23 protein-coding genes are annotated in these 25,864 nt (G+C 68.1%); 15 read left to right on the forward strand and 8 right to left on the reverse strand.

Going from position 1 to position 25,864, the window contains the following annotated elements; all coding sequences use genetic code 11:
- Positions 1 to 17: 17 nt before the first annotated feature.
- The 6 genes from rsfS to V3B41_RS13455 form a co-directional block, all read right to left on the reverse strand.
- Positions 18 to 428, reverse strand: a complete 411-nt coding sequence (rsfS, locus tag V3B41_RS13430) for a ribosome silencing factor (protein WP_005410536.1) — start codon at positions 426 to 428, stop codon at positions 18 to 20.
- A gap of 58 nt (positions 429 to 486) precedes the next feature.
- Positions 487 to 1,155, reverse strand: a complete 669-nt coding sequence (nadD, locus tag V3B41_RS13435; RefSeq protein ID WP_180848985.1) for a nicotinate-nucleotide adenylyltransferase — start codon at positions 1,153 to 1,155, stop codon at positions 487 to 489.
- Positions 1,156 to 2,193 carry a DNA polymerase III subunit delta gene (holA, locus tag V3B41_RS13440; protein WP_197650647.1) on the reverse strand — a complete coding sequence of 346 codons (1,038 nt, stop codon included), beginning with the start codon at positions 2,191 to 2,193 and terminating at the stop codon, positions 1,156 to 1,158.
- Between the two features lie 9 nt (positions 2,194 to 2,202).
- On the reverse strand, positions 2,203 to 2,787 hold the full coding sequence (lptE, locus tag V3B41_RS13445) for an LPS assembly lipoprotein LptE (protein ID WP_049427736.1): 585 nt from the start codon (positions 2,785 to 2,787) through the stop codon (positions 2,203 to 2,205).
- Between the two features lie 136 nt (positions 2,788 to 2,923).
- Complete coding sequence (gene leuS, locus V3B41_RS13450) at positions 2,924 to 5,566, reverse strand: leucine--tRNA ligase (protein ID WP_197633447.1); 2,643 nt, start codon at positions 5,564 to 5,566, stop codon at positions 2,924 to 2,926.
- 105 nt (positions 5,567 to 5,671) lie between these two features.
- On the reverse strand, positions 5,672 to 6,274 hold the full coding sequence (locus V3B41_RS13455; protein WP_049427734.1) for a DUF998 domain-containing protein: 603 nt from the start codon (positions 6,272 to 6,274) through the stop codon (positions 5,672 to 5,674).
- Between the two features lie 124 nt (positions 6,275 to 6,398).
- Between V3B41_RS13455 and trxA the strand changes: the two genes are divergently transcribed.
- From trxA to V3B41_RS13480, 5 genes are all read left to right on the forward strand, one after another.
- On the forward strand, positions 6,399 to 7,256 hold the full coding sequence (gene trxA / locus V3B41_RS13460) for a thioredoxin (protein ID WP_329861377.1): 858 nt from the start codon (positions 6,399 to 6,401) through the stop codon (positions 7,254 to 7,256).
- A gap of 153 nt (positions 7,257 to 7,409) precedes the next feature.
- Positions 7,410 to 9,065, forward strand: a complete 1,656-nt coding sequence (locus V3B41_RS13465) for a FecR domain-containing protein (RefSeq protein ID WP_049427729.1) — start codon at positions 7,410 to 7,412, stop codon at positions 9,063 to 9,065.
- A complete protein-coding gene (locus V3B41_RS13470; RefSeq protein WP_049427727.1) occupies positions 9,062 to 10,687 on the forward strand; it encodes a CHASE2 domain-containing protein in 1,626 nt (541 codons plus the stop codon). Before V3B41_RS13465 ends, V3B41_RS13470 begins: the two co-directional genes overlap by 4 nt.
- 75 nt (positions 10,688 to 10,762) lie before the next feature.
- Positions 10,763 to 11,215 (forward strand): DUF4442 domain-containing protein, encoded by a 453-nt coding sequence (locus V3B41_RS13475; protein WP_049427725.1) that lies wholly within the window; start codon positions 10,763 to 10,765, stop codon positions 11,213 to 11,215.
- A 47-nt stretch (positions 11,216 to 11,262) separates the two neighbouring features.
- Positions 11,263 to 11,979 carry a hypothetical protein gene (locus V3B41_RS13480; RefSeq protein ID WP_049427723.1) on the forward strand — a complete coding sequence of 239 codons (717 nt, stop codon included), beginning with the start codon at positions 11,263 to 11,265 and terminating at the stop codon, positions 11,977 to 11,979.
- A gap of 8 nt (positions 11,980 to 11,987) precedes the next feature.
- Here the strand turns inward: V3B41_RS13480 and V3B41_RS13485 are convergent, their stop codons facing one another.
- A complete protein-coding gene (locus tag V3B41_RS13485) occupies positions 11,988 to 13,304 on the reverse strand; it encodes a hypothetical protein (protein WP_049427721.1) in 1,317 nt (438 codons plus the stop codon).
- A 76-nt stretch (positions 13,305 to 13,380) separates the two neighbouring features.
- Here V3B41_RS13485 and V3B41_RS13490 point away from each other — a divergent pair, with 76 nt between their 5' ends.
- The 9 genes from V3B41_RS13490 to rnfB all read left to right on the forward strand — a co-directional run bounded on the left by V3B41_RS13490 (position 13,381) and on the right by rnfB (position 22,531).
- Positions 13,381 to 14,064: a DUF502 domain-containing protein gene (locus tag V3B41_RS13490; protein ID WP_049427719.1), complete on the forward strand. Its 684-nt coding sequence runs from the start codon at positions 13,381 to 13,383 to the stop codon at positions 14,062 to 14,064.
- Positions 14,061 to 14,846, forward strand: coding sequence for a queuosine precursor transporter (locus V3B41_RS13495; RefSeq protein WP_049427718.1), 786 nt, complete (start codon positions 14,061 to 14,063; stop codon positions 14,844 to 14,846). Before V3B41_RS13490 ends, V3B41_RS13495 begins: the two co-directional genes overlap by 4 nt.
- 95 nt (positions 14,847 to 14,941) lie before the next feature.
- The gene (locus V3B41_RS13500; protein ID WP_049427716.1) at positions 14,942 to 16,882 is read left to right on the forward strand and encodes a DUF885 family protein; all 1,941 of its coding nucleotides are present in this window, start codon (positions 14,942 to 14,944) and stop codon (positions 16,880 to 16,882) included.
- A gap of 16 nt (positions 16,883 to 16,898) precedes the next feature.
- The gene (locus V3B41_RS13505) at positions 16,899 to 17,969 is read left to right on the forward strand and encodes a serine hydrolase domain-containing protein (RefSeq protein ID WP_049427713.1); all 1,071 of its coding nucleotides are present in this window, start codon (positions 16,899 to 16,901) and stop codon (positions 17,967 to 17,969) included.
- Positions 17,966 to 18,370: a VOC family protein gene (locus tag V3B41_RS13510; protein ID WP_049427711.1), complete on the forward strand. Its 405-nt coding sequence runs from the start codon at positions 17,966 to 17,968 to the stop codon at positions 18,368 to 18,370. Before V3B41_RS13505 ends, V3B41_RS13510 begins: the two co-directional genes overlap by 4 nt.
- 428 nt (positions 18,371 to 18,798) lie before the next feature.
- A complete protein-coding gene (locus V3B41_RS13515; RefSeq protein WP_049426799.1) occupies positions 18,799 to 19,242 on the forward strand; it encodes a DUF2147 domain-containing protein in 444 nt (147 codons plus the stop codon).
- Between the two features lie 102 nt (positions 19,243 to 19,344).
- Entirely contained in the window at positions 19,345 to 21,426 is a 2,082-nt protein-coding gene (gene metG, locus V3B41_RS13520) for a methionine--tRNA ligase (protein ID WP_049426798.1), read from the forward strand.
- A gap of 76 nt (positions 21,427 to 21,502) precedes the next feature.
- Positions 21,503 to 22,093 carry an HAD family hydrolase gene (locus V3B41_RS13525; RefSeq protein ID WP_049426797.1) on the forward strand — a complete coding sequence of 197 codons (591 nt, stop codon included), beginning with the start codon at positions 21,503 to 21,505 and terminating at the stop codon, positions 22,091 to 22,093.
- Between the two features lie 24 nt (positions 22,094 to 22,117).
- Positions 22,118 to 22,531 carry an Rnf electron transport complex subunit RnfB gene (gene rnfB / locus V3B41_RS13530; RefSeq protein WP_053091925.1) on the forward strand — a complete coding sequence of 138 codons (414 nt, stop codon included), beginning with the start codon at positions 22,118 to 22,120 and terminating at the stop codon, positions 22,529 to 22,531.
- A 157-nt stretch (positions 22,532 to 22,688) separates the two neighbouring features.
- Here rnfB and V3B41_RS13535 read toward each other — a convergent pair whose 3' ends face one another.
- Positions 22,689 to 23,036 (reverse strand): RidA family protein, encoded by a 348-nt coding sequence (locus V3B41_RS13535; RefSeq protein ID WP_049426796.1) that lies wholly within the window; start codon positions 23,034 to 23,036, stop codon positions 22,689 to 22,691.
- Between the two features lie 192 nt (positions 23,037 to 23,228).
- On the opposite strand from V3B41_RS13535, the gene mprF reads away from it, so the two are divergent.
- Positions 23,229 to 25,793: a bifunctional lysylphosphatidylglycerol flippase/synthetase MprF gene (gene mprF, locus V3B41_RS13540; RefSeq protein WP_049426795.1), complete on the forward strand. Its 2,565-nt coding sequence runs from the start codon at positions 23,229 to 23,231 to the stop codon at positions 25,791 to 25,793.
- Positions 25,794 to 25,864: the final 71 nt, after the last annotated feature.

Raw genomic sequence — 25,864 nt, forward strand, 5'->3', positions numbered from 1 at the left:
ATGCATCAACGTGAGGCTCAGGCCACTTCGTCGTCGCTGGACGGCGGCTGGTCGCCAACGGTCCACAGGCGCTCAAGTGCGTAGAACTCACGCACGCGCGGCAGCATCACATGCACGATCACGTCGCCCAGGTCGACCAGCACCCACTCGGCTTCGCGCTCGCCTTCAACACCCAGCGGCATCACGTCGAGATTCTTGGCGAAGCGCACGACTTCATCGGCGATCGACTTGACGTGGCGGGTCGAGGTGCCCGAAACGACGATCATGTAATCGGCAACGCTGGACCGGCCGCGCACGTCGATCTCGACCAGGTCCTTGGCCTTCAGGTCTTCGGTGGCTTGGCGGACGCTGGCCAGCAGTTCCGGCACGGAAGGCGGCGGGCTGGGCAGATCGACCTTGATGGTCTGGGGCTGGGTCTGGTTGCTCAAAGTGGATCGACTCGATAAACGTGGGGGCGATTATACGGGCAAGCCGGGGCGGCGGCATTCACGGCGTAGGGGAGCGGTACAGGCCATGCGCGGCCACGTAGTCGGCCACGGCCGGTGGCAGCAACGCCCGCCAGGGGCCACCGGCGGCGATCTGCGCACGCACGGCACTGGCCGATTCCTCGCGCAGCGGGTGATGCAGGCGCAGGATGCGCCCGGCCGGACTGGCAAACAGGGCCTGCTCGTTGTCGGCCCAGCGTCCTTCCAGCGCGCGGCCCAGTTCGCCATCCACCGAGGCCTGCAGGGGACTGCCCGGGCGCTCGGCCACCACGAAATGGGCCAGCCCGAACAGCGCCTCCCATTCGTGCCAGCGGGTCAGGCCCAGCAGGCTGTCGGCACCGACCAGCCAGGCCAGCGGCCGGCTGGGGCCCAGTTCACCGCGCAGCTCGCGCAGGGTGTCGACGGTGTAGGACGGGCGGCCCGGGAAACGCAGCGCCCGGTCCAGCTCGCGATGATCCAGCAGCAGGCCGGGTTCATCGCCGATGGCCAGCGAGAGCATGGTGAAGCGCTGGTCAGCGGTTGCACCCGGCACCGCGCGATGCGGCGGATCAGCCGCTGGCAGCATGCGTACAGCGACCTGCAGTTCGTCACGGGCAGCACGCGCGATGGCGAGGTGCCCGAGGTGCACCGGATCGAAGGTGCCCCCGTAATAGATCCGCAGGCTCATCACTCAGGCCCGCACCAGCAGGCGCACGGCACGCGGTTCGGCCACGGCTACCAGCAGGCGTTCCAGCGCCAGCCAGGCGTCGCCGTCGGCGCGCCCCTTGGCGATACGGTCGACCAGTCCGGCCTCGGCCACGAAACGTTCCCAGCGCTTGCCCTCGGGGTGCCGCTGCAGCGCACGCTTGTAGGGCGCTTGTCGCGATTCCCAGATGCCGCGCGATTTCATTTCGGCGGCCAGATTGCCGCCGCGCGCCTGTACCCGGGCCAGGCCGGCACCGGCCAACAGCTCGCGGATCACCATCGGCATCAGTGCGGCCACCGCCTCGCCTTCGCCACGCAGGCCGGCCAGCATGCGCAGCACCGCCGGCGGCTGGCCGGAGAACGTGGCCTCCAGCAGCCGGAAGACGTCATAGCGCGCGGCGTCGGCCACCAGCGCTTCCATCCGTTCCACGTCCAGTGGCTGGCCGTCGGCCAGCAGCGCCAGCTTGTCGATTTCCTGCGCGGCGGCCAGCAGGTTGCCTTCCACCCGCTCGGCCAACCGCTGCACCGCGGCAGGGTCGGCACGCAGGCCCTTGCCACGCAGGCGGCGCTCGATCCAGTCCGGCAGTTCGTGCGGCTTGATCGCCCAGGCCACCGACAGCACACCGATGCGATTGACCGCCTCGGCCCACTTGCCCTGGTGGACCTTGCTCCATTCGTTGGCGGTAATCATCAGCACCACGTCCGGTGCCGGGTTGGCGCAGAACTGGCTGATCACCTCGGCGCCATCCTTGCCCGGCTTGCCACTGGGCAGGCGTACCTCGACCAGGCGGCGGGCACTGAACAGGCTGGGCGCATTGAAACTGGCGTCGAGCTGGTTCCAGTCGAAATCGCGGCCATCGGCGTCGAACACCTCGCGCTCGCCGATACCGGCGGCGCGCGCGCGCGCACGGATGGCGTCGGCTGCCTCGAGCACGCGCAGGGTTTCCGGGCCGGCAATCAGGTAGACCGGCGCCAGCGGGGTGTCAGCGCCCTGGCTGGCCAGCTGCTCCGGACGCAGTTCCATCGTCGCGACTCAGTGCTTGGCTGCGGGAACCGGCTCGGCCGGCTCCGCGCCTTCAACCGGCTTGGCCTTCGGCGCCGTCAGGCTGCCGCCCTTCTCGATCTCGGCACGCACCACGCTGTCGATGCGGCGGATGATCGACGCGGACATTTCCCGTCGCAGCTCATCGGCCAGGATTTCGCGTTCGGTGGTGGTACCGGTGGCGTCGGTCGGCGGCGACACGTAGTCGCGCGACAGTTCGATCACCTGCTGCGGCACCAGCTCGCTGCCATCCTCGCGACGGAAGATGAAGATCACCGCATAGCGCAGGCTGTACTCCTGCGCACGGCCCTGCGAGTCGATGGCGATCGGCAGGTCACCCCAGCGTTCGGACAGCACCTGAAGCTGGGTGCTGGGCCCCTTGCTGTCCTCGGCGGCCAGCTTGGCACCGGATGCCAGCAGGCTGCGATTGAGCAGCTTGACCAGTTCACTGTAAGGCGCGGTGGAGACCACCTTCACCGGCGCCGTATCGGTCGGCAGCATCAGCTTGTTGCGCAGATGGAAACCGCAGCCGGCAAGGCCGAGGACAAGAACGAGGGCAAGCAGGATTCGGGTCATGGAGACAGTCTGGCGGAGCCGGGCGATCACGGCAACACACAGCCTGCCCGAAGCCGCGTGAATGCAGGGCCATCAAGTGCATGGCCCCGCACCGGGAAGGTACCGGCCACCGCGGGGGTGGCCGGCCCAGGATGCATCAGGCAGCGACGATGTTCACGATCTTGCCCGGCACGATGATGATCTTGCGCACCGTCAGGCCTTCCATGAACTTGGCCGCATTCGGTTCGGCCAGGGCCAGTGCTTCGACCTGCTCGCGTGCAGCATCGGCGGCCACCTCGATGGTGCCACGCAGCTTGCCGTTGACCTGCACGGCCAGGGTCAGCGCGTCGCGCACCAGCGCACCGGCGTCGGCCTGCGGGAACGGCTGGTCTTCCAGCAGCGTTTCGCCATGGCCCAGCACCTGCCACAGGGCGTGGCTGGCATGCGGGGTGATCGGGTTCAGCAGCAGCACGATGGCCTGCAGCGCTTCCTGGCGCACCGCACGCCCCTGCTCGCTGCTGTCCTCGAACTTGGCCAGCGCGTTCATCAGTTCCATCACCGCCGCGATGGCGGTGTTGAAGCTGTGGCGGCGGCCATAGTCGTCACCGACCTTGCCGATGGTCTCGTGGGTCTTGCGGCGCAGCGCCTTCTGGTTGGCGTCCAGCGCGGCCACGTCCAGCGCCGGGGCGGCGCCATCGGCCGCGTGCTTCTGCACCTGGGCCCACAGGCGGCGCAGGAAGCGCGCCATGCCGTCCACGCCGGCCTCGTTCCACTCCAGCGACTGTTCCGGCGGCGCAGCGAACATCGAGAACAGGCGCACGGTGTCGGCACCGTACTTGTCGACCATCGCCTGCGGGTCAACACCATTGTTCTTCGACTTGGACATCTTCTCGGTGCCACCGACCACCACCGGCTGGCCATCGGCGATCAGCGTGGCGCCGGTGATGCGGCCGCGCTCGTCGCGCTGCACTTCCACGTCGGCCGGGTTGATCCAGTCCTTCGAGCCGTCCGGGTTCGGGCGGTAGTAGGTCTCGGCGATCACCATGCCCTGGCACAGCAGGTTGCGTGCCGGTTCGTTGCTGTCCACCATCCGCGCGTCACGCAGCAGCTTGTGGTAGAAGCGGAAATACATGAGGTGCAGAATCGCGTGCTCGATGCCCCCGATGTACTGGTCGACCGGCAGCCAGTAGTTGCCACGCTTGTCGACCGCATCACGGGCGCCCGGCGAGGTGTAGCGGGCGTAGTACCAGCTCGACTCCATGAAGGTGTCGAAGGTGTCGGTCTCGCGCTCGGCCGCGCCGCCGCATTCCGGGCAGGTGGTCTTGCGCCATTCCGGATCGGTCTTGATCGGCGAACCGGTCCCCGAGAACGCCACGTCCTCCGGCAGCACCACCGGCAGCTGCTCTTCCGGCACCGGCACCGCACCGCACTTGTCGCAGTAGATCACCGGAATCGGGCAGCCCCAGTAGCGCTGGCGGCTCACGCCCCAGTCGCGCAGGCGATAGTTGACGCGGCGCTGGCCCTGGGCCTTGCGCTCGAAACGTTCGGCCAGCGCTTCGAAGGCGCCCTGGAAATCCAGCCCATCGAATTCGGCCGAGTTGACCAGTTCGGTCTGGCGGCTCTTGTCGCTGTACCAGTCCTGCCAGCGGGCACCGTCCCAGGTGCGCTCGTCGTCGTTGCGCGGGTCCTTCAGGGCGATGACCTGCACGATCGGCAGGCCGTACTTGTTGGCCACTTCGTTGTCGCGCTGGTCATGGCCCGGAACAGCCATCACCGCACCGGTGCCGTAGCCCATCAGCACGAAGTTGGCGACCCACACCGGCACCTTCTCGCCGGTGACCGGATGGATGGCACGCAGGCCGGTATCCATGCCGCGCTTTTCCTGGGTCTCCAGCTCGGCCTCGGACACGCCGCCCTGCTTCATTTCCGACAGCAGCGCAGCCAGTTCCGGGTTGTTCTTCGCCGCGTGCAGCGCCAGCGGATGTTCGGCGGCGATCGACACGAAGGTCACGCCCATCACGGTATCCGGACGGGTGGTGAACACGCGCAGCGGATCCAGCACGCCGCCGTCGACGTCACGCACGTCGAACTGGATTTCCAGGCCCTCGGAGCGGCCGATCCAGTTGCGCTGCATGGTCTTGACCGAGTCCGGCCAGCCGTCCAGTTCATCCAGGCCGTCCAGCAGTTCCTGGGCGTAATCGGTGATGCGCAGGAACCACTGCGGGATCTCGCGCTTCTCGACCAGCGCGCCGGAACGCCAACCACGGCCGTCGATGACCTGCTCGTTGGCCAGCACGGTCTGGTCGACCGGATCCCAGTTCACCACCGCATTGCGGCGGTAGGCCAGGCCCTTGCGCATCAGGCGGGTGAACATGCGCTGCTCGTGGACGTAGTAGTCCGGGCGGCAGGTGGCGAATTCGCGCGACCAGTCCACCGCATAGCCCATGGCCTTGAACTGGCCACGCATGTGCTCGATGTTCTTGTAGGTCCAGGCCGCCGGTGCGGTCTTGTTCTTGATTGCCGCGTTCTCCGCCGGCAGGCCGAACGCGTCCCAGCCCATCGGCTGCAGCACGTTGTGCCCAGTCATGCGCTTGTAGCGGCTGATCACGTCGCCGATCGTGTAGTTGCGCACGTGGCCCATGTGCAGCGCACCGGACGGGTACGGAAGCATCGACAGGCAGTAGTACTTCGGCTTGTCCGAAGTCTCGTCCACTTCGAAGGCACGGGTGGCGTCCCAGTACTGCTGGGCGGCGGATTCAACCTGCTGCGGGTCGTAGGCGTTGGTTTCAGCGCTGGTCATGGAACACGCGGATGCGGCGGCAAAGCGGTACAGCGTACCGCAGTGCGGCATGGGGCTCCAAACCCGGCCGCCGGCCAGTGCCGCCGCCGGCCCCCACGATCCGTCTCAGCGCGGTCGCGACAGCGGCAGCCCAACCACCAGCCACAGCGCCCAGCAGGCGAAGGCCACGCGCTGTGCCAGGGGTGCCGGCACCAGGCCCTGCAGGGCGAAGGCGGCCAGTGCCGCAAGCACCCCGCAGGCCACCAACAATCCCCCCTGGACACGCCCGTGCACCTGGCGCACGTTGAATATGCCCAGCAGCAGGGTACCGGCGACGAAGCCCAGCACCCAGATCATCCAGGCGCTGGCATGCAGCTGGCTGGCCGGCCCGTGCAGGTCGTCCACATCCAGCGGCAGCAGGCCCATCGCAGCGAATGCGAGCCCGGCCAGCAGCAGCATCTGGCTGCCGACCCGCGGTGCCCAGCCAGCCGTGGCAGGCAACCGCCGGCGCAGGCACTCGGCCACCACCCCCGCCAGCAGGCCCGGCAACACGAAGCCCAGCAGATTGAAGGCCAGCGCGTGCGGCACGCCGTGTGCGCCCAGCAGGGCCACCGGGTGGCGGGCCTGTGCATAGCCGTCCAGGCCGGCGCCGAAGCCCAGCACCGCCAGCACGAACAGCAGTGCGGCGGCGAGGCCGGACAGGCGCAACAGGGAAGGCGGGGAGGTCATGCAGGCTCCGGGAGCAACGACGGCGGGAACGACGCATTGTCGGGCATTTGCCGCAGTCCGGGTTGAGACCGGCAGCGATCGTCACCATAGAATCGGTCTCCAGATGCCAATCGATGCCTCCCCCATGACCGAGACGACCTACGTATTCGACGCCACCACTGCGACCTTCGAGGCCGAAGTCCTGCAGAAGTCGCTGCAGACGCCGGTGCTGGTCGACTTCTGGGCCACGTGGTGCGGCCCCTGCAAGACCCTGGGCCCGATGCTGGAAAAGCTGGCCGCCGAATACAACGGCGCCTTCGAGCTGGCCAAGGTCGATGTCGACAAGGAACAGCAGATCGCGGCCGCCTTCCAGATCCGGTCGGTGCCGACCGTGTTCCTGGTCAAGGGCGGCCAGCTGGTGGACGGCTTCCCGGGTGCCATTCCGGAAGGCCAGCTGCGTGAATTCCTGGCCCAGCACGGCATCGTGCCGGCCGACATTGGTGACACTGCCACCGCGGATGAAGCACCGCTGGACCCGCAGGCGCAAGTTGACGTGCTGCGTGCGCAGATCGCCGCCGAGCCGGACAAGGACGAGCTGAAGCTTGACCTGGCCCTGGCCCTGCTGCAGATCGGCGGCGTGGACGAAGCCGGCACGCTGATCGACGGCCTGCCCGCCAACCTGGCCACCGACGACCGCGCCGTGCGCGCCCGCGCCCGCCTGTCCTTTGCCGCCGCGCTGAAGGACGCCCCGGCCGCCGAGGTGCTGGACGCGCGTATCGCCGCCGATGGCAAGGACCTCAAGGCCCGCCACCTGCGCGGCGTGCAGCTGCTGCTCGGCGGCCATGACGAAGCCGCGCTGGCGCAGTTCCTGGAAATGCTGCGGATCGACCGGAGTTTCGAGGAAGGCCTGCCGCGCAAGGCGCTGATCGACGCCTTCAATGTGATCTCCGACGAGGACCTGGTCGGCCAGTACCGCCGCAGGATGGCCTCCCTGCTGTTCTGAACGGGAGCCGGGTTCGTTCAGAATCCCTGCACTGGACGCAGGCAATAATGCGCGCGATGGCGGCCGTACGGCCGCCACGATCCGTTCGGGGGGATGAGGTCGGGGCCATGGGGTCTTGCAGCTGCACCCCCGCATTGCCGGGATTGCAAAACTGTGACCTTCGTCCGCTCGCTGTCGTCTGCCATGCGCTCCAAGGGCGCCCTGTTCTGTGCCCTCCTCCTGCTGCCGGCCATCGCCGCCGCGCAGGACTGGAACTACCGGGTCCGTCCCGGCGACACCCTGTGGGACCTGGGTGGCGTGTATCTGAAACCCTCGGTGCGCTGGCAACAGCTCCAGCAGCACAACCGCATCGATAACCCCTACCGGCTGCCGCCCGGCCAGCTGCTGCGCTTTCCCATCAGCTGGCTGCGCACCGAACCGGCGCCGGCGCGGGTGCTCTCGGTCCGCGGCAAGGTCGAACTGTCCGGTGGCGACGGCAGCGCCAGCCGCGCCATCCAGGCCGGCGAGCAGCTGCACATCGGTGACACCGTGCAGACCGAGGGCGAATCCAGCGTCACGCTGGAATTTGCCGATGCCTCGCGCCTGCAGCTGCGTGAGTACTCGCGCCTGCGCCTGGACCAGCTCAGCCGCTATGGCCACACCGGCATGGTGGACACTCGCCTGCGCCTGCAGCAGGGCCGCGCCAGCAATCGGGTGACGCCCGCGCGCGGCCCGGCATCGCGCTACATCATCGATGCGCCCACCGCCACCAGCAGCGTGCGCGGCACCGTCTTCCGGGTCAGTGCCGGCGACGGTCGTGATGTCGCGGCCACCGAGGTCCTGCAGGGCAAGGTGCAGGTCGGCAATACCCATGGCCAGCGCATGGTCCAACCGGGACAGGCCACCCGCAGCGGCAGTGCAGACGCCGCACCGGACGCAGTCTCCGCACTGCTGCCGGCACCGCAGCTGCGCAACGATGAACTGCGCCTGGCCCCGTTGCCGACGCTGCTGGCATGGTCTCCGGTCACCGGCGCCGCGCATTACCGCGTTGAAGTGGTACAGGCCGCCACGCCGGAGATCCTGCTGTTCGCTGCCACCACCACCGATACCCGCCTGGCCATCGGTGACCTGCCGCCGGGCCAGCTGCGCATCCTGCTGCGCGCGGTCGATGCTCAGGGTGTGGAAGGCATCGATGCCAGCGCCGACTTCGAACTCAGCGACCAGCCGCCACCGCCGCTGACACTGGCCCCGCTGCATGGACAGACAATCAACAGCGACCGCCCGCGTTTCCGCTGGAGCCAGGCCCCCGGTGCGCGCAGCAGCGTGCTGCAGATCGCGGCTGATTCCAGCTTCGTACAGCCACTGCAGGAACTGACCAGCACCGGCACCGATCTGCGCCTGGCGCAGCCATTGCCGCCGGGCCACTACTTCTGGCGGGTCGCCTCGCGCGATGCCAACGGCCACCAGGGACGCTATGGCCAGGCGCTGCCGCTGCAACTCAGCAATGAACCGGTCGATCCTGCGCTGCAACCGCCCGAGGCCGCGCATGGTGAACTGACCCTGCGCTGGCAGGCCGGCAGCGAAGGCCAGCGCTATCGCGTCCAGGTCGACCGCCGCGGCGACTTCAAGGCACCGCTGGTCGACGAAACCGTGGCCGAACCGCAGGTCAGCTTCAAGCGTCCGTGGCGCGGCACCCTCCACGTGCGCGTGCAGTACATCGACGATGACGGCCATGCCGGCGAGTTTTCGCCTGCCCAGCAGATCGCCCTGCCGTGTCGCCTCTGCTATGGCACCGGCGGTGGTGCCTTGCTGCTGTGGCTGCTGTTGTGAGGCGCTCGCCGCTGCCTTGGTCGAAGCGGATCCTGCTGGCCATGCTGGCCGGGATACTGACCATCGTCGCCAGCCAGGGCCAATGGCTGTGGCGGCAGGACGAGGCCTCCTACGACGCGATGGTCGGCAACTGGGACTATCGACCCGACCCGAGCGTTCTGATCGTGGCCATCGACGAAGGCAGCCTGCAACGCATCGGCCAATGGCCGTGGCCGCGCTCGGTCCACGCCCGGTTGCTGGACCGCCTGACCGATGCCGGTGCAGAACGGGTCGCGCTGGACCTGATGCTGTCCGAGCCGGACCGCCGCGACAGCCGCCAGGACGAGGCGCTGGCCGCGGCCATCCGTCGCAATGGCCGGGTGGTGCTACCGGTGCTGGCCGCACCGGCAGCCGGTGATCGCATGGCCGAGGAAATGCTGCCGGTTCCGCAGATCGCGGCCAGTGCCGCCGCCATCGGCCACACCGATGTTGAAGTGGACAGTGACGGCGTCGCCCGCGGCATCTACCTGCATGCAGGCATCGGCAAGGCGCATTGGCCGGCGCTCGGGCTGGCCCTGACCGGCCTGCCCTCCGGCGCGGTGCGCGGCCTGCCCGACCCCGACCCCGAGGTGGGCTCGCCCTATCAATGGCGCCGCAACGACTACGTGCGGGTGCGCTATGCCGGCCCCCCCGAGCAGTTGCCGCAGGTTTCCTACGCAGACGTACTCGATGGCCACGTGGACATGGCGATGCTGCATGGCCGCCGCATCATCGTCGGCATGACCGCCAGCGGCATCGCGCCGCGCCTGCTGACCCCGACCACCCGCGAGTTCTGGATGAGCGGCAGCGAGTACCAGGCCAACATCGCCTCGATGCTGCTGCAGCACAAGCAGATCGAGGTGCTGCCCCGCTTCTGGCAGCACGCCATCAGTGCTGTGCTGGTGGCGCTGTGCGTGATCCTGCTCGGCCTGCGCCTGCCGTGGCTGGCGGCGTTGTGTTCGCTGCCGCTTGCCCCTCTGCTGAGCTGGCTGCTGTTGCGCACCAGCAACCTCTGGTGGGCGCCGGCCACCGCCCTGCTGGGCATCCTGCTGGTACTGCTGGCCTGGGCGATCTGGCGGATTTCGGCCTGGCACCGGCAGGCCAACCGCGACGCACTGACCGGCCTTGGCAATCGCCTGCGCTTCGAACAGGCGTTGCAGCAGGAATGCGACGCCGCGCGACGCAACGGCAAGCCACTGAGCCTGGCGCTGATCGACGTCGACCACTTCAAGCGCCACAACGACCGCCATGGTCACCAGCTCGGCGACCGCGTGCTGCGGGACGTCGCCCGGTTGATCGGCGCGCATGCTCGGCGCCCGCGCGACATGGCCGCGCGTTACGGTGGCGATGAATTCGCGCTGGTATTGCCCGATACCCCGGCCGAGGGCGCGCGGCTCGTGATCCAGGACCTGATCGACTGCGTGCGTGCGTTGCCGGCACATGGTGATGGCAGCGACGACCGGGTCACGCTCACCATCGGCGTGTTCACCCGTGTCCCGGACGGCGAGCTGCAACCGCATCATTTCGTCGAAGGGGCCGACACCGCGCTGTACCAGGCCAAAGCGAATGGGCGCGACGGGTATGTGATCGACGGCAGCGCGTGACCGGCGCCACCGGGGTGCAACATACGCATGCGAATGGTTAGACTGGACACCTCGCCCAGCGCCCCCCGGATCCGCATGAACGCCCGCCTGTTCCGCTTCGGCATCAACCTCTGGCCGCCCTTCCTGTTCACCGGCATCCACGTCACCCGCATCACCCCCGACTACCGGCAGATCGATGTCGAGCTGCGCCTTCGGCCATGGAACCGCAACTACGTTGGTACCCACTTCGGCGGCAGCCTTTTCGCGATGACCGATCCGTTCTGGATGCTCGGCCTGCTGCACATCCTCGGCCGCGACTACTACGTGTGGGACCGCGCAGGCGCCATCGACTTCCTCAAGCCCGGCCGTGGCACCGTACGCACATCATTCCGCATCGATGACGCGCTGCTGGACGAACTTCGCGCCGAGGCCGCCAGCGGCGACAAGGTGCTGCGCTGGTTCAGCAACGACGTGGTGGATGAAAGCGGCGAGGTGGTCGCACAGGTCCGCAAGCAGGTGTACCTGCGCCTGAAGCCGCACGCGCGCTGATCCTCCGCACAGGCGCTATCCTCTGGCCCCCTGCCATGGAGGCTCCGATGCGTCCCTACACCCTTGCAGCACTGCTGAGCCCCCTGCCCTGCGCGGCCCATGCACTCGACCTGCCGCCGGTGCAGTACCCGACGCTGCCGGCCCAGGCGGCCACTGCCACCGGCTTCGTGCCCGAGGGCTGGACGCTGGAGTCCAGCATCGAAGGCGATCTCGACCGGGATGGCCGCGCGGACCTGGTGCTGGTGCTGCGCCAGCAGGATCCGCGCAATGTCATCGAGCACGATGGCTTCGGCCCATCGCCTTACGACAGCAACCCGCGCATTCTCGCCGTGGCGTGGTCACGCCCGGCCGGCTATGTGCTGGCGGTGCAGGACCACCATCTGATTCCTCGGCCGGACAACCCGGTGATGAGCGACCCGCTTGAAGATGGCGGTGTCAGCATCCAGCGCGGCACGTTGAGGGTGGCGCTGTTTTCCTTCTCCAGCGCGGGAAGCTGGTCGATGGGTACCACCGCCTTCACCTTCCGCTGGCAGGACGATGCCTTCGCGCTGATCGGCTATGACCAGAACTCGGTGATGCGCAATTCAGGACAGGCCACCTCGGTGAGCGTGAATTTTTCCACGCGCAAGGTGAAGCGGACCGAGGGCAGCATCGAGGACGACAAGGAAAGCGTGCGCTGGCAGCCACTGCGCGGCAGCCGCCGCTGGACGCTGCAGACCGTTGGTGATGGCTGGGTGTTCGATCCGCAGGCCGGCGGCGACTGACCCGCCGCTCAGTCGCGGGCAGCGGCGGTTGGGGCGGCGCCGGCCGCCAACGGCACCGACAGCCACGGGCTTTCGTCGTTGCCGCGGGTGGGCGAGCGACGCGGTACCTGCAGGGAACGCCCGTTGGCGGACAGCTGTGGCGCCCGCACCGGCGAGGCAAACTGCGCCGGCAACCGTTGCAGCGCCTCCACCGGGTCCCCCGCCTGCTGCCGCAGCCAGCGTTGCGCGCCCAGCAGGCGCAGCATCGCCGCGGCATCCTGGGTGCGCGACGAATAGGCGGGATAGACCGGGCCAGCGATGTCGGTCAGCACGCAGCCCATCACGTTCGACAGGCACCCGAAGTCATGCTGCAGCGGCGCCGCTACCGGCAGCGGGCGGTCCGCCTCCAGTGCCGCGGTCGCTGCCGCCCCACAGGCCCAGCCCAGATTGCCCGCCACGCGCGCCAGCGTACTACTGCGGTCCAGCACCAGGACCCCGCCAAATTCCTGGGCCGAAGACGCGATTGCCGCGCGGCTCATCGCGTACTCGCCCTGCATTGCACGGCACAGGCTCTGCTCGTCGGCCCGCATCGGCTGCATGGCGCGTTCGCATTCGGCCGGCAGCGGGTGGTCGGCAGGCAGTTCCACCAGCATGTCGGCCAGCAGCTGCGCATTGGCCTGCACCAGGCTGGCGCCGATGATGCTCTCGACCAGATAGCTGCCACCGGGCACCAGCCGACGACCCAGCTGCAGGCCACGGCAGCTGCCACGCAGCGCGCCATCGATGTCCCCCTGCACATAGGCCAGTGCGCGTGCACTGGTGGCATCGAGCATCAACCCGTAGGTCGGCAGCGGCACCATGATGCCGTCGCCCTTCGGTCTGAACGGCGACACGAAGTGGTCCGCTTCGGCCAGCGCGTCCAGCCGTGCGTGCAGCTGGCGATGGCCGGCATGGGCCTCGGCAAACCGCTGCGGATCGGCCCGCACCTGTGCCAGGCAGTCGCGGGCGCTGGGCCCGCAGCTGGCGGACGCCCGCGCGCGCAGTTCGGCGTGGTTCGCCGCAAGGTGAGACGGGGTGAGGTTGCCACCGCGCGGGTCGGCCTCCCAGCGCCGCACATCCTCGGCCAGCGCCTGCTCGCGCTGACCGGCATCCAGGTCGTCAAAGGCCAGTGTCCACAACAGCGGATAGCCATTGCGCCCGTTCGCCGGCAGCCGCGCCTCCAGCCGTTGCTGCGCCTGCAATCGCGATTCCGGCACCGGCCACATGCGTGAGGCACACCACACCACGATGGCCAGCACCAGCAGGCCCGCCAGGGTCCACCCCAGTCCGCGCAGAATCTTCAACACAGCTTCCCTTCCATGGCTCGTTGCCGCAGTCGATCCGCCAGCGTAATCGACCGGCAGTGACCGCTACAATGCGCACATGTCGCTCGAAGCCCCCGCCCTGGTCCCCCGCCCTTCCCTGCAGCGCCTGTTCCTGACCGGCCTGCTGACCCTGCTGCCGATCTGGCTCACCTGGGTCGTGGTCAAGTTCGTGTTCGTACTGCTGTCGGGCATCTCCAGCCCGCTGGTGGTGCCGCTGTCCGAACAGATCGCAACCAGTTTCCCGCACTATCTGGGCTGGGTCCGCGCCGAGTGGATCCAGGACACCATCGCCCTGCTGGCCACCCTGCTGGTGATCCTGGCGGTGGGCGTGGCCAGCCGCCGCGTGCTGGGCCAGCGCCTGCTGCGCTGGGTCGGCGCGGTGATCAAGCGCATCCCGCTGGCCAGCATCATCTACGACAGCGCCAAGAAACTGCTGGACATGCTGCAGACCGAGCCGGGCAGCACCCAGCGCGTGGTGCTGATCGACTTCCCGCACCGCGACATGAAGTCGGTCGGTCTGGTCACCCGCGTGATCAAGGAACACGGCACCGACCGTGAGCTGGCCGCGGTGTATGTGCCGACCACGCCGAACCCGACCTCGGGCTACCTGGAAATCGTGCCGGTGGAGCTGCTGACGCCCACCGACTGGACCGTTGACCAGGCGATGAGCTTCATCATTTCCGGCGGCGCCGTCGCACCGTCCAGCGTGCCGTTCACCCGCGCCGGCGAACGCGCCGAATGACCGCAGCGCCGATCGAGCGCCCGCTGCAGGACCGCGCGGTGCTGCTGTTCATCGTGCTGGCCGCGTTCTTCTGCGGCAATGCGGTGCTGGCCGAGCTGATCGGCGTGAAGATCTTCGCGCTGGAAGATACCCTCGGCATCGATCCGCTGAACTGGAACCTGTTCGGCCAGACCGGCTCGCTCAGCTTCACCGCCGGCACCCTGCTGTGGCCGGTGGTGTTCATCATGACCGACACCATCAACGAGTTTTTCGGCAAGCGCGGCGTGCGCTTCATCTCGTGGCTGGCCGTGGTCCTGATCGCCTATGGCTTCCTGTTCGCCTTCGCTGCGATCTCGCTGGCGCCGGCCAGCTGGTGGGTCACCTCGATGGACCGCCACGGCGTTCCGGACTACCAGGCCGCGTTTGCCGCCGTGTTCGGCCAGGGCATGTGGACCATTGCCGGTTCGCTGGTGGCCTTCCTGCTCGGCCAGCTGATCGACGTGGCAGTGTTCCACCGCATCCGCCAGGCCACCGGCGAGCGCCACGTGTGGCTGCGTGCGACCGGATCCACCGCGATCTCGCAGGTGGTGGACAGCTTCGTGGTGATCTGGATCGCCTTCGTGCTGGGCCCGCAACACTGGCCGACCTCGCTGTTCCTTGCGGTCGCCAGCGTCAACTACGTGTACAAGATGGGTTTTGCGATTGCCTTGATTCCGCTGCTGTACCTGATGCGGCGTGCGATCACCCGCTATCTGGGCGCAGACAGGGCGGCCGCGCTGCGGGCCGCCGCCGCGGCTGACTGAAGCCCCAGCGCCACCAAGCTGACTGCGCCTTCACGCTGGCCGTACGCGCGCGGATCGTGCAAGCTCCACGGTCTGTGTTCCACGGAAGCTTCTTGATGCCGTATTCCCCCCGCGTGCTGGCCGCTGCCATTGCTGCGTTGTTCCTGTTCAGTGCCGTGCCGCCGGCCGAAGCAGCGAAGAAGAAGGCCAGCCGCCCTGCCGCTGCGCAGACCCGCCAAGCCGCCAAGCCCAAGGCCAGGCCCACCCGTGCCACCGCACCGGCCCGTGGCAGTTCGACGCGCCGCGCTGCGCCGCGTCCGGTCGCACCGGCCCGTGCCGTGCCCAAGCAGGTACAGCTGGAGCGCCTGTACGACGAGTACTGGGATGCCTCGATGCGGTTGAACCCGCTGCAGGCCACGTTCCAGGGCGAACCGCGCTACAACGACCAGCTGCCCAACATCCTGTCCGCCACCTGGCGCCAGCAGTCGCACGACTTCACCACACAGTGGCTGGGCAAGGTCGAAAAACTCGGCAGCGACGGCCTGCAGGGCCAGGACCTGCTCAGCTACGAGATCTTCGTACGCGACGCGCGCGCCTCGCTGGCTGCCGAGCGTTACCCAAGCTGGATGATGCCGATCAGCCAGTACTACAACATCGGCAGCATCATGGCGATCCTCGGCTCCGGCGCCGGCGCGCAGCCGTTCAACACCGTGCAGGACTACGACACCTGGTCGCGCCGCTCGCTCGGCATTCCCGAACTGTTCGACCAGGCCATCGACAACATGCGCCAGGGCATGAAGGCCGGCGTGGTGCAGCCGCGCGACCTGATGGAAAAGGTGCTGCCGCAGCTGGATGCGGTGATCACGCCGACCGCTGAAGAGAGCATCTTCTGGTCGCCGATCCGCACGATGCCGAACACGATTGCAGCCGAAGACAAGGCGCGCATCAGCGCCGAATACAAGCGCATGATCGAGCTGCGCATCATGCCGGCCTACCGCGCCCTGCGCGGCTTCATCGCCACCGAGTACCTGCCGGCCACGCGCGCCAGCAGCGGCATGGGCGCGCTGCCCGACGGCCAGGCCTGGTATGCCAACCTGATCGTGCAGACCACCGCCAGCGACCAGACCGCCGCACAGCTGCACGCGCTGGGCGAACAACGCGTACAGGAACTGCAGGCACAGATCGCCACGGTGATGAAGGACGCGAAGCTGCGCGGCACGCCGACCAAGCTGCTGCGCAGCATGCGTAACGATCGCCAGTTCCAGTACAGCGATGCCAATGCCCTGATCAGCCGCTACCGCCAGGTGCAGCAGCAGGTCAACGCGCGTCTGCCTCAGGTGCTCGATACGCTGCCGAAGTCCGCACTGGAAGTGCGTGCGGTGGAACCGGAACGTGCGCTCACCGCCGCCGCGGCAGCCTATCAGCCGTCGCCGGCCGGGCAGCCGGGCGTGCTGTACATCAACACCCGCGACCTGCCCAGCCGCAAGCGCTGGAGCGTGCCGGTGCAGTACCTGCATGAAGCGATTCCCGGCCATCACGTGCAACTGGGCCTGCAGCAGGAACTGGCCAAGCTGCCACGCTTCCGTCGCCTCGGTGGCGATCTTGCGTTCGTCGAAGGCTGGGGCCTGTACGCCGAGACGCTGGGTGAAGACCTCGGCGTCTACACCGATCCCTACGACCGTATCGGCTACCTGTACTCACGCCTGCTGCGCGCCGCGCGCGTCGTCGCCGACACCGGCGTCAATGCACAGGGCTGGAGCAAGCAGCAGGCCGTGGCCTACCTGCAGAAGACGGTGGACATGAGCAGCGATGATGCCAACGCTGAAGTCGAGCGGATCATGGCCCAGCCCGGCCAGGCACTGTCGAACGTCGCTGGCCTGACCACCATCGTTGCCCTGCGCGACAAGGCCAAGGCACGCCAGGGTGCAGCCTTCGATCTGCGCCGGTTCCATGCCGAACTGCTGAAGGACGGCTCAATGCCGCTGGACGTGCTGGACCGCAAGATGGAGCGCTGGATGGCGCAGCCGGCCAGCGCTGCACCCACCCCTTCACCCTGACCCTTCCGGAGCCGCCATGCGCCCTGCCGTCGTCCTGTTCGCCGTCGTGCTGGGCCTGCTGCCGCTGGCCACCTCCCCCGCACCGGTGCTGACCCCACCGGATGCGGGTATCGACGGCCTGATGCAGGCCTACGATGGCCAGGTACCCGGCGCCGCAGTGCTGGTACTGCACGACGGGCAACCGGTGTTCCGTCGCGGCTATGGCCTGGCGGTGGTGGAAGACGGTACTGCCGTGACCGCCGCCAGCAACTTCCGGCTGGCCTCGGTCAGCAAGCAGTTCACCGCTGCGGCGGTGCTGCTGCTGGTGGAAGACGGCCGGCTCGGGCTGGACCAGCCGGCGCGGCGCTGGCTTCCGGAACTGCCGCAGGCCGCAGCGGCCATTACCCTGCGCCAGCTGCTGTCGCACACCAGCGGCCTGCTCGACTACGAAGACCTGATGGACCCGGCGGACACACGGCAGGTACACGATGCCGATGTGCTGGCCCTGCTGTCGCGCGAGAACCGCCTGAACTTCGCACCCGGTACGCAGTACCGCTACAGCAACAGCGGATATGCACTGCTGGCACTGATCGTGGGGCGCGCTTCCGGCCAGGATTTCGCCGCCTTCCTGCAGCGGCGCATCTTCGCGCCGCTGGGCATGGCCCACACCGTGGCCCACCAGGACGGTATTGATACGGTGGCCGCACGTGCCTATGGCTACAGCTGGATCGACGGCCGCTGGCAGCGCACCGACCAGAGCACCACCAGCGCCGTGCTCGGCGACGGCGGCATCTATTCCTCGCTGGACGATCTCGCCCGCTGGGATGCCGCGCTGTATGACGACCGCCTGCTGTCGAAGGCATCGCGTCGCGCGATGTTCAGCCCGGCCACGACCACATCGGAACCGGACGTGCCGCATTACGGCTTCGGCTGGCGCCTGAACGGCCCGGTGCAATGGCACAGCGGCGAGAGCATCGGCTTCCGCAACGTGATCGTGCGCCACCCGGAAAAGCACCTGACCGTGATCGTGCTGACCAACCGCAACGACCCCGAACCCTATCCGCTGGCGCTGAAGATTGCCCAGCGCTGGCTGGACACCCTGCAATGACTGCCGCTTCCGACGCCCTGCTGGGCATCCACCACGCCGCACTGATCTGCAGCGACTACGCGCGTTCGAAGGACTTCTACGTACGGATCCTCGGCCTGCGCGTACTGGCCGAGAACCACCGCGCCGCGCGCGACTCCTGGAAGCTGGACCTCGCGCTGCCCGATGGCAGCCAGCTGGAGTTGTTCTCCTTCCCCGCGCCGCCGCCCCGGCCCAGCCGCCCCGAAGCCCAGGGCCTGCGCCACCTCGCGTTCCGGGTCGCCGCGCTGGAGCCGTTCATCGAACGCCTGGCCAGCCACGGCGTGGACTGCGAACCGATCCGCGTGGACGAATACACCGGCCGCCGCTTCACCTTCTTCGCCGATCCGGATGGTCTGCCGCTGGAGCTGTACGAAGTCGATTGACGCCCCCGGGGGTCAGAACCCTTTTCCGACGGAAAAGGGATCTGACCCCGCCGCCGCCACCGGAAACGCCATCCACGCATGGCGTGGATCTACGTGTCGACCAAGGTCGACACCCACCAAGAGCAGGCCGAGCCATTCCGACAGATTGCGGAGACCTGTCGAAGGCGGGGCACTGTGGGTTTGCGGGGTGTGAGCCGCATGGATGCGGCGACCAAGCCCCCAGGGACGGGTTTACGGCGGCCCCGCAAACCCACAGTGCCCCGCCATCCCCCAGCAAGTCCGCTTTTGCTGTTGCTTCGGCTGTTGCCGTTGCCTCTGCGGGTGCAGGGCGCAGCCCTGCAAAGCCCCCCCCTTCCCCATACCCCGCCGAATGGGTATACAGTCGACCCGTACCGGCATCGTGCCGGAATGAACCCTGGGAGGGGACCATGCGCAAGACCTTCAAGACCCTGCTGCTGGCATTGCCGCTGTGCCTGGCCGCGCTCTCGGCGCAGGCCGCCGATGGCGCCGCCGGCCGCTGGAAGACCATCGACGACAAGACCGGCAAGGTGAAGTCGATCGTCGAGATCACCCAGGCCGCCAACGGCACCCTGACCGGCAAGGTGGTCGACATCCTGCACTCGGACAAGGGCCCGAACCCGGTCTGTGACGGCTGTGAAGGCGCCAACAAGAACAAGCCGGTGAAGGGCATGACCATCCTCTGGAACTTGAAGGCCGACGGCGCCAACAAGTGGTCCGGCGGCACCATCCTCGATCCGGCCAATGGCAAGACCTACAAGTCGAAGATGGAATTGCAGCCCGGCGGCACCAGGCTTGACGTGTCCGGCTGCATCGCCTTCATCTGCCGCGCGCAGACCTGGCAGCGCGAATAAGCGCCCCGGCCCCCGCTTCATCCCCGTGACCCGGCCCCGGCCGGGTCACCTCGTTGCGGGCATGCGATACTCTGCGGTTCCCCTCGGCTTCACCCCGCGACCATGACCCGTACCGCGCTCGTCACCACCGCCCTGCCCTACGCCAACGGCCCGCTGCACCTGGGCCATCTGGTCGGCTACATCCAGGCCGACATCTGGGTGCGTGCGCGGCGAATGAGCGGCGGCAAGGCCTGGTTCGTCTGCGCCGACGACACCCACGGCACGCCGATCATGCTGGCTGCGGAAAAGGCCGGGGTCACCCCGGAAACCTTCATCGCCAACATCCAGGCCAGCCACGAACGTGACTTCGCCGCGTTCGGCGTCGCCTTCGACCATTACGACTCGACCAATTCGGCGGCCAACAAGGCGCTGACCGAGCAGTTCTACCTGAAGCTGGAAGCGGCCGGCCACATCAGCCGTCGTTCGGTGGCGCAGTTCTACGACCCGGCCAAGGGCATGTTCCTGCCCGACCGCTACGTCAAGGGCATCTGCCCGAACTGCGGCAGCCCCGACCAGTACGGCGACAACTGCGAAGTGTGCGGCGCCACCTATGCGCCGACCGACCTGAAGGAGCCGCGTTCGGTGATCTCCGGTGCCACGCCGGAAATGCGCGATTCGGAGCACTTCTTCTTCGAGGTGGGCCACTTCGACGCGTTCCTGCGCGAATGGCTGGCCGGCGACGTCGCCCTGCCGGGCGTGAAGGCCAAGCTCGGAGAATGGCTCAATGCCGAAGGTGGCCTGCGCGCGTGGGACATCTCGCGCGATGCGCCGTACTTCGGCTTCCAGATTCCCGGCCAGCCGGGCAAGTACTTCTATGTCTGGCTGGACGCGCCGATCGGCTACCTGTCCAGCTTCCAGACCCTGTGCGGCAGGCTCGGCGAGGACTTCGAAGCGCACCTGCGCGCCGGTACCAGCACCGAGCTGCACCACTTCATCGGCAAGGACATCGTCAACTTCCACGGCCTGTTCTGGCCGGCGGTGCTGCACGGCACCGGCCACCGCGCGCCGACCCGCCTGCACGTCAACGGCTACCTGACCGTGGACGGCGCCAAGATGAGCAAGTCGCGCGGCACCTTCGTGATGGCGCGCACCTTCCTCGACGCCGGGCTGGAACCGGAAGCGCTGCGTTACTACTACGCCGCCAAGTCCGGCGGTGGCGTCGACGATCTCGACCTGAACCTGGGTGACTTCATCGCCCGCGTCAACGCCGACCTGGTCGGCAAGTTCGTCAACCTGGCCAGCCGCTGCGCCGGCTTCATCAGCAAGCGCTTCGACGGCCAGCTGGCCGCGCAGCTCCCCGATGCGGCGCAGTACCAGCGCTTCGTCGACGGTCTGGCGCCGATCCGTGAAGCCTACGAGCGCAATGACCCGGCTGCAGCGATCCGCCTGACCATGACCCTGGCCGACGAAGCCAACCGCTACATCGACGACGTCAAGCCGTGGGTGATCGCCAAGCAGGAAGGCGCCGACGCGCAGCTGCAAGCGGTGTGCAGTCAGGGCCTGAATCTGTTCCGCGTGCTGGTCACCGCGCTGAAACCGGTGCTGCCGGCCACCGCCGCGCAGGCCGAGGCCTTCCTGGCCGCGCCGGTGAACGACTGGACCGAACTGGCGCAGCCGCTGCTGGGCCACCGCATCACCGACTACACCCCGCTGTTCACCCGTATCGACCCGAAGAAGATTGACGCCATGATCGACGCCTCCAAGGACACCCTGCAGCCGGCCGCTGCCGCCGCCCCCGCCGCCAAGACCGAAGCGGTCAAGCCGGCCGCACCGGCACCGGCCAAGGAAGAAGCCAAGGGCGCCGACGCCCCGACCTACATCGGCATCGACGATTTCGCCAAGCTCGACCTGCGCATCGGCAAGGTGCTGGTCTGCGAGTTCGTGGACGGTTCGGACAAGCTGCTGCGCTTCGAACTGGATGCCGGTGAACTGGGCAAGCGCCAGATCTTCTCCGGCATCCGTGGCAGCTACGGCGAGCCGGAGAAGCTGGTCGGCCGCAGCGTGGTGTTCATCGCCAACCTGGCCCCGCGCAAGATGCGCTTCGGCCTGAGCGAAGGCATGATCCTGTCGGCCGGTTTCGACGGTGGCGCGCTGGCGCTGCTGGACGCCGACAGCGGCGCACAGCCGGGCATGCCGGTCCGCTGAAGCCTGCAGCGGGCGTGGTTGCGGCCGCGCCCGCCGGCGGCACCGGCCACGGGGCAACGCGATGGGAGGCAACGGAATGGAACTGGCGCTGTTCGACTTCGACCACACCGTGACCACCTGCGATACCTACGGCCGTTTCCTGCGCCGCGTGGCCACCGCCGAACAACTGGCGCAGGCGTGGTGGAAGGTCGGCCCGTGGCTGCTCGCGTACAAGCTGAAGCTGATCTCGGCCGAACGCATCCGCGCGCGCGTCACCCGCCTGACCTTCAGCGACCGCCACAGTGACGACATCGCCACCCTGGCCGCCGGCTTCTCGCGCGAATTCCTGCCCGACGTGGTGCGCCCGGAAATGCTGGAGCAGATCCGCTGGCACAAGGAACAGCAGCACACCGTGGTCATCGTGTCCGGCTCGCTGGACCTGTACCTGCGGCCGTGGTGCGAGCAGCTGGGCCTGCAGTTGATCTGCAACCGGCTGGAAAGCCAGGACGGCCGCCTGACCGGTCGCTATGCCGGTGGCGACTGCGGCCCACGCAAGGTCGAGCACATCCGTCGCCAGTTCGATCTGTCGCGCTACGTGCGCATCCATGCCTACGGTGACAGTTCCGAAGACAAGCCGATGCTGGCGCTGGCCCACGAGCGCTGGTTCCGCGGCAAACCCCTGAAGTAACCCAACGCGCAGCCTTCGCCACGCATGAGCCTGATCCCGCCCCTGACCGAACGCCTCGACCGCCTGCTGCCACAGACCCAATGCGGGCAATGCGGCTACGACGGTTGCCGCCCGTATGCGCAGGCGATGGCGCGTGGCGAGGCAGGCGTGGACCGCTGCCCACCGGGTGGCGATGCCGGTGCACGCGCGCTGGCCCAGGTGTTGGGCATACCGGCGATTCCATTCGATCGCTCGCGCGGCGAGCACAAGGCGCCGCAGGTGGCGTTGATCGTGGAAGCCGACTGCATCGGTTGCACCAAGTGCATCCAGGCCTGCCCGGTGGACGCCATCGTCGGCGGCGCCAAGTATATGCACACGGTGATCGCCGACCTGTGCACCGGCTGCGAGCTGTGCATCCCGCCTTGCCCGGTGGACTGCATCGAGCTGGTACCAGCGTAGCCACCGGACCAACCGGCGGAGCGGCGGAGCGGCGGGGTAGAGTCGACTGTTAGTCGACTGCTCTTCGTTCCGGCGGCGCAAAACCCCGCGCTGCGCGCGACAGTCGACCAACAGTCGACTCTACCCCCTCCTCCACTGCTGGGAGGTGACCCTGCCGTTACGGCACTGCCGCCGTCACTACGATCTCGACCTTCCACTCGGCGTGGGCCAGCTTGGCCTCGACCGTGGCGCGCGCCGGGGTCGCACCCTCCACCACCCACTCATCCCATGCCTTGTTCATGCCGTCGAAGTCGGCCATGTCGGCCAGGAACACTTCGGCGCGCAGCACATGCTGGCGATCACTGGCCACCAGCGCCAGCAGCTTGTCGATCTCCGCCAGCACCTGCCGGGTCTGCCCGGTGATGTCCTGGCTGGTGTCTTCCGGAATCTGGCCGGAGAGGTAGGCGACCTTGTTGTACACGGTCATTTCGGACATGCGCGGTCCGACGTCGTAACGCTCCATCATGGGCGTGGCTCCTGCGGGTGATCAGGCCTGCATTGTCCTCCAAACCGGTCAACGATGGGTGCAGGGCAGCCGTCCACGCACGCTCACTACCGGCTTCCGACAGCGGCGCTGGTCAAATGCCAGCGACAGGCGCACGATGCGCCACGGCTGCATTGACACCACCCTCGCCCTCCCTGACGCACGCTTGCGCCGATGACCGAAACCACCGCTCCCGCCACCGCTCCCTCCACCCCGGCATGGAAGCGGGTCCTCACCATCGTTGTCCCGCTGCTGATCCTTGCGCTGGCGCTGCACGGCCTGGCCAACGAGTTCGATGAGAACGGCTACCGCGCCATCCGCCATGCCTTCCACCAGCTCAGTGGCACGCAGATCGCGCTTACTGTCGTGCTGGGCCTGGCCAGCTATGCCTGCCTGATCGGTTTTGATGCCATCGGCCTGCGCCGCAGCGGTATCCACGTGCATCCGGCGCGCATCGGCATTACGGCGTTCCTGGCGCACACGCTCGGCCAGACCGTGGGCTTTGCCGCGCTCACCGGCGGTGCGGTGCGCCTGCGCGGCTACCGCACCGCCGGCCTGGACCTGGCGCAGATCGGCCAGGTCGTGCTGATGAGCACGCTCGGCTTCGTATTCGGCGCCTGGCTGCTGATCAGCGTGGCGCTGTGCATGGAACCGGCGGCCGCGGCACTTGCACTGCCACTGGACCCGGATGCGGTGCGCGTGGTCGGCATCGTCGCGCTGCTGGCCTATGCGGCCACCCTGCTGCTGGTCGGCCGCGATGGGCGTCAGTTCAGCGTGTTCGGCCATGCGCTGTGGCTGCCCGACCGCCGCACCATGATCGGCGTCACCGTGCTCAGCGTGATCGAACTGGTGCTGGCCAGCGCCGCGTTCTACGTACTGCTGCCGGACTCGACGCCGACCGGCCTGCCCGGCTTCGTTGGCCTGTACCTGGTCGCGGTGCTGGCCGGACTGGTTTCGACCGTGCCCGCCGGACTCGGCGTGTTCGAATGGAGCCTGCTGAAGCTGCTGCCACAGGTCGCACCGGCTGCGGTGCTGGCTGCGGCGTTGATCTACCGCGTCACTTACTACGTGCTGCCGCTGCTGTTGGCAACCCTGCTCGCGCTGGCTCCGGCGCTGCGGCAACCGCTGCAGGCCAGTGCCGGTGCAACCCGTGCCGGCTGGAACGCATTGCGGCCGTGGCTTCCGCAGATCATCGCGCTGGCAGTGTTCAGCATCGGTGCTGCACTGGTCATCGACGGCACGTTGCCCACGCCGCGCCGCCACCTGGTCAACGCATCACTGCCGATCCTGGAGACGTCCCATCTGATCGGCAGCCTCAGCGGCGTCGCCCTGTTGCTGATCGGCCAGGGCCTGGCCCGGCGCAGCCATGCCGCATGGATGCTGGCGATGGCCGTGTGCGTGATCACCCCATTGCCGCTGTGGCTGCGCGGTGGCCAACCGTTGATCGCGGTGTCCGCGCTGCTGGTGGCGATGGCGCTGTGGGCCGCACGCCGCGAGTTCTATCGCCAGGGCGCGCTGCTGGATGAAGCCTGGTCGTGGCCATGGCTGCGCAACCTCGGCCTGGTACTGGTGGCAGTCACCTGGCTGTTGTTCTTCACCTACAGCCATGTCGAATACCAGAACGAGCTGTGGTGGCAGTTTGCGATATCCGGCAACGCACCGCGCGCACTGCGTGCGCTGCTGGTGGTGGCCATCGCACTGGTGATGTTCGGGCTGGCCCGGCTGCTGCACAGCACCCGCAGCCCGCTGCCACCGGCCGACGAATCCACGTTGCAGTCACTGGCCCCGGTCCTGGCCGGTGCCACCGACACCCAGGCCTGCCTGGTGCTGACCGCCGACAAGGCGGTGCTGCGCGATGACGCGAAGCAGGGCTTCGTGATGATGCAGCGCTACGGCGGATCGCTGATCGCGATGGGCGATCCGGTCGGCCCGCCCGAGGTCGCGCGCGCGCTGATCTGGCGCTTCCGCGAGGAAGCCGACCGGCTCGGCCTGCGCCCCGTGTTCTACCAGATCGGCGAGACCTACTGGCAGACCTATCTCGACCTGGGCCTGGGCCTGGTCAAGCTGGGCGAGGAAGCGATCGTGCCATTGCACGACTTCGGCCTGGAAGGCCGCGAACGCGCCGACCTGCGCCAGGCCTGGAACCGCGGCAAGCGCGGCGGCCTGTCGTTCCGCGTGGCACCGGTGGAAGAGGTTCCCAGCCTGCTTCCGCGCCTGCACGCGATCTCCAACGCGTGGCTGGAAGACAAGGCCGGCGACGAGAAGGGTTTCTCGCTGGGCAGCTACGATCCGGATTACCTGGCGCGCTTCCCGGTGGCACTGGTCGAAGCCGAGGGCCAGATCGTGGCATTCGCCAACCTGTGGCAGGCACCGGCCGGTGCCGAGCTGTCGGTGGACCTCATGCGCCACGTCAACGAGGCCCCGAAGGGCACGATGGACTTCCTGTTCATCGAGCTGTTCCTGTGGGGTCGTGCACAGGGCTATGCGCGTTTCTCGCTGGGCATGGCGCCCCTGTCCGGGCTGGCCCAGCACCGCCTGGCTGGGCGCTGGAACCGGCTGGCCGGCCTGCTGGCGCGGCATGGCGAACGCTTCTATGGATTCAGTGGCCTGCGCCGCTTCAAGTCGAAGTTCGACCCGCAGTGGCGACCGCGCTATCTGGCTGCGCCGGGCGGCATGCACCTGCCGGCGGCGCTGCTGGATGCCACGCGGCTGATCTCGCTGGACCCGAGGCGGAACTGACGCCCCGACCCGCCGGGCATGGCCCGGCGCAACCGGCTCGCTCTGGTGGGTGCGAACCGTTGGTTCGCACG

The sequence above is a fragment of the Stenotrophomonas sp. SMYL89 genome, from assembly GCF_036319985.1.
In the GTDB taxonomy this organism is placed as follows: domain Bacteria; phylum Pseudomonadota; class Gammaproteobacteria; order Xanthomonadales; family Xanthomonadaceae; genus Stenotrophomonas; species Stenotrophomonas maltophilia_Q.